The sequence below is a fragment of the Alcaligenes pakistanensis genome, from assembly GCF_014652815.1.
Lineage (GTDB): Bacteria > Pseudomonadota > Gammaproteobacteria > Burkholderiales > Burkholderiaceae_B > Alcaligenes > Alcaligenes pakistanensis.
In genome coordinates this window covers 35,350-42,194 of record NZ_BMZN01000001.1, presented here as the reverse complement: position 1 = coordinate 42,194, position 6,845 = coordinate 35,350, and the positions used below count along the sequence as shown (strand labels likewise).

7 protein-coding genes are annotated in these 6,845 nt (G+C 54.8%); 4 read left to right on the top strand and 3 right to left on the bottom strand.

Annotated features, from left to right (window positions below; translation table 11 throughout):
- Window positions 1-40: 40 nt before the first annotated feature.
- The 3 genes from IE156_RS00215 to IE156_RS00205 form a co-directional block, all read right to left on the bottom strand.
- Entirely contained in the window at window positions 41-892 is an 852-nt protein-coding gene (locus IE156_RS00215) for an OmpA/MotB family protein (RefSeq protein ID WP_229840800.1), read from the bottom strand.
- A 4-nt stretch (window positions 893-896) separates the two neighbouring features.
- Window positions 897-1,712 (bottom strand): motility protein A, encoded by an 816-nt coding sequence (locus IE156_RS00210; RefSeq protein WP_189390490.1) that lies wholly within the window; start codon window positions 1,710-1,712, stop codon window positions 897-899.
- Window positions 1,713-1,900: 188 nt separating this feature from the next.
- Entirely contained in the window at window positions 1,901-2,407 is a 507-nt protein-coding gene (locus IE156_RS00205) for a flagellar protein FlhE (protein WP_229840797.1), read from the bottom strand.
- A 211-nt stretch (window positions 2,408-2,618) separates the two neighbouring features.
- On the opposite strand from IE156_RS00205, the gene pbpG reads away from it, so the two are divergent.
- The 4 genes from pbpG (at window position 2,619) to IE156_RS00185 (ending at window position 6,748) form a co-directional block, all read left to right on the top strand.
- Window positions 2,619-3,533, top strand: a complete 915-nt coding sequence (pbpG, locus tag IE156_RS00200; protein WP_308430464.1) for a D-alanyl-D-alanine endopeptidase — start codon at window positions 2,619-2,621, stop codon at window positions 3,531-3,533.
- Between the two features lie 153 nt (window positions 3,534-3,686).
- Window positions 3,687-4,601 carry a LysR family transcriptional regulator gene (locus IE156_RS00195; protein WP_189390489.1) on the top strand — a complete coding sequence of 305 codons (915 nt, stop codon included), beginning with the start codon at window positions 3,687-3,689 and terminating at the stop codon, window positions 4,599-4,601.
- Between the two features lie 158 nt (window positions 4,602-4,759).
- A complete protein-coding gene (locus IE156_RS00190) occupies window positions 4,760-5,749 on the top strand; it encodes a Bug family tripartite tricarboxylate transporter substrate binding protein (RefSeq protein WP_189390488.1) in 990 nt (329 codons plus the stop codon).
- Between the two features lie 45 nt (window positions 5,750-5,794).
- Window positions 5,795-6,748: a M14 family metallopeptidase gene (locus IE156_RS00185; RefSeq protein ID WP_189390487.1), complete on the top strand. Its 954-nt coding sequence runs from the start codon at window positions 5,795-5,797 to the stop codon at window positions 6,746-6,748.
- Window positions 6,749-6,845 lie beyond the last annotated feature (97 nt).

Sequence of the window (6,845 nt, the reverse complement as noted above, 5' to 3'; positions counted from 1 at the left end):
AAAAACCCCGGTTTGTGTGTCACAAACCGGGGTTTTGTTTTTAGGGACTGGCTGGCGGGGCTTCTGCCTGCGGCTGGGGAGTCTGCACAATGATCTCCACCCGTCGGTTCGTTGCCCGTCCTTGAGAGGTCTCGTTATCTCCCAACGGCCGCGTATCGGCATAACCCACAGCGCTCAAACGCTGGCTGCCCACCCCATTGGCTTCCATATAGCGCACCACACTACCTGCGCGCGCACCCGATAACTCCCAGTTCGAGGGATAGCGATAACTGCGGATCGGCACCGCGTCTGTGTGCCCTTCTATCACAACAGGATGCTGGGATTTTTGCAGCACAGCGGCCAGTTGGCGCAATACCGCCAACCCTTCCAGGCCCAAATCCGCCCCCCCAGATGAAAACAGAATTTCGCTATTGATGCGGAAACTGACGGACTGATCGTTCATGACCACATCAATGTTGTCACCCAAACCAGCCAGATCCAGACCGTGATTGCCCTTCCCTTGCCCCTCACCCAGCCCGGAATCCGGAAACAAGCCCGCGCCAGCAGGCAGTAAACCGGCACCGTCTTTACCCGCTTGCGCCATCATCGTCGCACCGCCCTGCCCCTGTTCTTGAGCCGCTGTTTGCGCACGCTTGCCTGCAAAGGAAAGCATCACAATCATCAGGACCAATAGCAGGGTCATCATATCCAGATAAGTGGTTAGCCAGGCCTCTTCTTCCTCGGGCACGGCCAGCCCTGGATCGTTCCAAGGGCGGCTACGTCGTCGACTGCTGAGGTTATTGGCCAGCTGCTGCTCGATCTTGGCGCCTCGGGCTTGCTCCAGTTCCTTTTGCAAGGCTTTTTGGCGATCGGCCCGCTCTCCCAAGGTCAAGTCCTGCTCCGTGTTCGCCATACGATCAGCCTCGCTCCGGAGCCGGGTCTGCATCGTCATCGCGCCCGCCCCGGTCGTTGATTTCGTCCTGATACTGGGCCATGAAAGAGTTCAGCGTCTCACGCATCAAGGCAGGGCCACGGCGTTGGCTCATCATGGAGACACCTTGCATGATCATGTTCATCAATACGACACGCTGTTCAGTTCGGCGCTCCAGTTTCACGGCAACTGGTTTGAAGAGCAGATTGGAGAGCAAGACACCGTAAAACGTCGTCATCAAGGCCAACGCCATTTGCTGACCGATAGACGTAATATCGCCATCACCCAGCAAGAACATCAGGTTGACCAGACCAATTAAAGTACCCACCATGCCGAAGGCCGGTGCAAAACTGGCCATCAGACGGAACAGCTGGGCCTCAGCATGCTCACGGGCACGCAGACGGCTGATACGCCATTGCAAAAGGTCTTCAATATCTTCTTGGGGAGCCCGGTCAATCACCAGCTGAACGCCTGTTTTCAGAAAGGGGTTCGCGACCTTTTCCAGTGCTTCTTCAACCGCCCGTATATCCCCCATCATCCACAGACGCGAGATATTGATCAGTTCGTCCATATCCTGTTGGGTGTACAGGCGCTCGTTACGCAGCACGGTGCCGATCAAACCAAAGATGCGAACTACTTCACTTAAGGGGTAGCTGATAAAGGTGGCTGCCAAGGTGCCCACCAGCACAACCGCCAGACTGGGCAAGTCCACAAACAGGGCAGGATTTTCTGCCGTAAAAAACAAGATGACGGCAAACAGCAGCACGCTGGCTACGATGCCGATCAGAGTAGAGGGATTCATGCACAAGTCCTGGTTATGGCCCGATGGGCATCAGGACTACATATCGGCAGCAACGCCACTTTCTTTAGGCTTAGACCTTGAGGTGGATCAAGTACAAACGAAATTAAATCGTTTATGAGCCTATTACTCTCGTCTTGCTCATCCAAGAGCAAAAAACAGCAGCACGACGCCCCCTATACGACGAAAGGCTAGCGCTGATAATTCACACGAATTGACGCCTGCACCCGTACCGCCTCGGTGCTACCTGCCCAGCTCCAAACCTCATGCTCCAGTACAAAGCCAAAGCGTGCATCTTGGCCGACAAAGGCTCTCGTGCTTAGCGTCGACCCATTCATATCCACGCAAGCGCCCCCCTGCAGACACAGACGGCTTTTTAGAACGGCCCGTCCATTGTGATGGTAGCTAACTTCCACTTTGCCTATCGTCGTGGCTTGAGCGCGTACCGCCTCCGCTGGCATAAAGCTTTGCTGGGTGCGTGGTGAGCCTGTCGTGATGGCCTGACTAAGCTGTTCACTATCCCAGGCTAACGACGCGGCATATCCCGCCATAGGAACACTGCCTAATGCCATAAAAACGATGAATTGATTTAAAAAGCTGTTTATAAAAACAGGTTTTTTATTGTTTTTGAATTTCAATAAAGACATAAGCTGTGTTTTTATACAGATAAAAATAAGTTTCTTAATGATACCGTGCAAACATCTTAAATTTTTTTTAACTTTGGGCCGTAAGATACTAATATAAAGAGGATTTTTTCTGGTAGCATAAGCACATAAATTCTACCCGCCCTTCTGTTTCTCGCCCTCCGGGAACTGAAAAATGCCTCAGACCAGAACAAATAAATTCATACATCGTGCGCTATGTGTTTTATTTCTAGCGCCTTTTTCGATTTCCGCCTTCGCGCAGACGTTGGCTTTAGCTGAACCGTCCACACTGGACGAGGATACGGCTGCCATCAGCTATAACGTGCCGCACCTGGTTTTCGAGAAAAACCTGCAGCCTATCAGCTATAGCGAAAACGATAGCCGTCGCGCCCTGAACGCCTTAAAACACGACGCTCTGATCCAGCACGCTGCCCTGCGTTCGGAAATTGCCTTTGTGCAAGATCTGGAATCGTCCACCGTGCTTTACCAGAAGAACAGTGACGCCGTACGCCCCATTGCCTCTATCTCCAAGCTGATGACAGCCTTGGTCGTAGCAGAATCCGGCCTGCCTATGGATGAAGTGCTGGAGATCATCGACGAAGATGTGGACCGCGTCAAACATTCCAGTTCGCGTCTTAGCGTAGGTTCCAAGCTGAACCGGGCCGACATGATGCATCTGGCCTTGATGTCTTCGGAAAACCGCGCTGCCCATGCGCTAGGCCGTAATTACCCCGGTGGCATGCCCGCTTTTGTACGTGCCATGAACGACAAGGCGCGTGCCTTGGGTATGCGCAACACACGCTTTGTAGAGCCCACCGGCCTGTCCAGCGATAACGTGGCCAGCCCCCGCGATCTGGTCAAGCTATTAACGGCCACCAGCCAGCACGCCCGCATTCAGCAATACACCACCAACGATCAATACTCCGTACAACCCGTGCGGGGCCGCCAATTGGTATTCAACAATACCAACCGTTTGGTGAAAAACGCTAACTGGGATATTCAGGTATCCAAAACCGGCTTCATTAACGAGGCGGGTGAATGTCTGGTGATGCTGACCAAGATCGAAGACCGTGAAGTCGCCATTGTATTGTTGAACTCTTCGGGTCGTTATTCCCGTATTGGTGATGCTGTTCGTATCCGCGATCTGGTTGAAAAATCCAATGGTCTGGCGATGCTTTAAGCCTGTTTGCGGCTTCTAAACCATCGCTTCAGTTCAACGCTCTATTCAACGCCCCAAACCTCGGTCATTTGACCCGGTTTTGGGGCGTTTTTACAGCGCTCTGTTTTGCCATGCCCCGCTCGTCCTCCCATCCTTATAAGGAAGCTCCACTCAGTGCCCCAGCTCAAACTGCTTGAAGACTTCGTTACCCTGGCGCGTGCCGGCAGCTTTGTCCGAGCGGCTGAACAACGCCATGTAACGCACCCCGCGTTTGGACGTCGTATTCGTGCTTTGGAAGCCTGGGTGGGAACCCCTTTGGTCGAACGCAGTAGCTTGCCAATCAGCCTGACGCCCGAAGGTCAGGTGTTCTACAACACCGCCAACCAAGTGCTGGAACAGCTTAACCGTGTACGTCGGCAACTACAGGCATCAGATCAGGACGGGCAAGGCTCTTTGCGTATTGCCACCGGTCGCAGCCTGGCTCGCACCTTGGTTACGGATTGGGTTAGCCGCCTTCAAAAGGGGACTCGAGCGCCCTTGTCTGCCCATGTGCCTATTGATATCAGCACCGGCATGATGGCTGATATGGCCAAGCTGCTGGCACAAGGAAAAACAGACTTTCTGTGCTGCTATGAACACCCGGCCTTGTCGATCGAACTGTTGGCCGAACAAGTAAGCTATATGACCATTGCTACCGACAAGCTGGTGCCCACTTGTCAGCGACGCAAGAACGGCACACCGCTGTATGAACTTAATGCTGATAGCGGCCGCAGCATTCCCTTGATTTCCTATTCAGGTGGCTTGGCGATGGCCCGTATTCTGGGCGACAAGCTGCATCACTTTCCCTATCCCTTGGTTAGCACCGTGCGCTGCGACTCCCTGGATACGGCGATGGGCTCGGTATTAAAAGGCATGGGAGTGGCCTGGTTACCCTTGTCCATGATTGCCAATGAATGCCGACGTGGCACCCTGGTTCAACTGGGCAGCAAAGGCGATGAGATTGCCTTTGAAGTTCGTCTGTATCGCCCCCGTGCCCAGTTGTCCGATCTGGCTGAAGCCGTCTGGGCCTTTACCCAACAAGCCCGTTAAACCTTCCCTAAGTGAAAATAGCACGACTATGTGCTGTAACGGCACATCACCTTCGACAAGAGCAGACACAATACCCTTTCATAACTAAGGATAAACAGGCCCGAAGCGTCCACACTGGCCGCTTGCAGGAAACCTATCCAACGAACGGGGAGCACAGTATGTCTTTTTCTTTATCCCAGCGCGGGCTGGTTTTGACAGTTCTAGGCGCCTGTAGCCTGCTGCAGGCCTCGATCAGCCACGCCGACACCTATCCATCACGCAACCTGACTCTGGTCGTGGGCTACCCCGCAGGTGGCAGTGTCGATTTAACCGCCCGCCTTATGGCCGAAGAGCTAAGCAGCCGTTTAGGGCAAAGCGTTGTTGTTGAAAATGCCGGTGGTGCCGGTGGCACAATCGGTGCCCAACGCGTACAGCGTGCGGCAGCAGACGGCTACACCTTATTGCTGGGCTCGACCAACGAGATGATTATCGCCGGCATGATCAATAAGGCCGTGCGTTACGACGGTCAAAAGGACTTCACGCCCATTGGCATGATTGCTTCTCAACCTTTGCTCTTGGCCGCCTCTAAAGAGTCAGGTATTCGCTCCGCGGCGGACTATGCCCAAAAGCTGCGGGCCGCCAAGCCTGAAGCCTTTAGCTTTGGCTCATCGGGAGTAGGCACCACGCTGCACTTAGCCGGTGAAATGGTCAACGCGTCTACCGGCACCACCGCCATGCACGTACCGTATCGAGGCGTGCCACCCCTGGTATCGGACTTGATGAGCGGGCAGCTGGACACAGCCTATCTGGTCTTGTCATCGGGCCTGTCACAAGCCCGGGCCGGTGCCATCGTACCGTTGGGGATCACCGAAACCCATGCGTCCCCCGCCGCCCCAGAAATTCCGCCTTTGGCGGACACTCCCGGCTTTGAGAAAGTAGATATCAACGTCTGGTTTGGTTTGTATGCTCCCAAAGGTCTGCCTGAATCGGTAGCCAACACTCTTCGTCAGGCTCTGGACAGCAGCCTGCAGTCGGCCACTTTGCAGGAAAAGATGCAATCCAATGGCGCAACGCTGTACGCCCCAGGCATGAACGCCACGGAGTTCCAGGCCAAAGAGGTTGAGAAATACGCCCGTCTGGTCGAGCTGGCCAAACTGCAAGCCGAATAAAGCACATTCGCCCTGGCCAGTGGCCGGGGCGATGGAGTCATCACAATGCAATTTTCCCTTTCTTTCCCCGACATCCATCAAGAACGTCAGGGCAATACCGGCGTGCCTGGCGTGTGGTGTCTGGACTCCGGCCACGCAGGCCGCTGCGTCATGATCAGCGCCTTGATACATGGCAATGAGCTGTGCGGAGCCTGGGCCTTGAAAGCGCTGCTGGCCAGTCAATTACAGCCCCGCCGTGGCAAGCTGATTCTGGCCTTTTGCAATCTGGACGCCTTTGATCGTTTTAATCCTGAACAGCACGATGCCAGCCGCTATGTAGACGAGGACATGAACCGCGTCTGGAGCGATCACAAGCTATCCCAGGATCAGACCCAGGAACAGCGCCGCGCCAAGGCTCTTTTGCCTTGGCTGGAACAGGCTGACTGGCTGCTAGACCTGCACTCCATGCACGAGCCTAGCGCTCCCTTATTATTAACGGGCCCTTTGCCACGCAATATCGAGCTGGCTCAAACCTTGGGCGCGCCCGAGCATGTGATTGTGGATACCGGGCACAAAGATGGCGTACGCATGCGAGATTACGGTCGCTTCTCTGACCCTGATGCGCATGAGGCGCGCTCCTTATTGCTGGAGTGCGGCTTTCATGGCGACCCTGACACTCCTGCCATCGCTCTGGATTTAATCGCCCGTTTTCTGCTGGCTTCGGGCATTGTGGATGCAGCAGACCTGCCACAAGACTGGCGTCGGGCCGACCCGGATCAGCAACGCATTTTGCAAGTCACCCATGCCATCGTCGCGCCCTCCATGCAGGTCCGCTTCAGTCAAAACTGGCAGGGTCTGGAAACCTTGCCCGAGGCTGGCACGGCCATTGGCGATGCGGATGGTCAGCCCTTGCTAACTCCCTACGATCATTGCACCTTAGTCATGCCCTCTTTGCGTCAACTGCGTCCCGGTGTCACCGTGGTGCGTTTGGCTCAAGATTATCAATCCCCAAAAACCTAGTTTCGACCCCCGTACAATGACAGCCTTAGCCTTACGCTCTTCTGAGCTGCCACGGCTAAGGCTCGTTTTTTCGATGTAAGCACCGCCGTTCTACTGC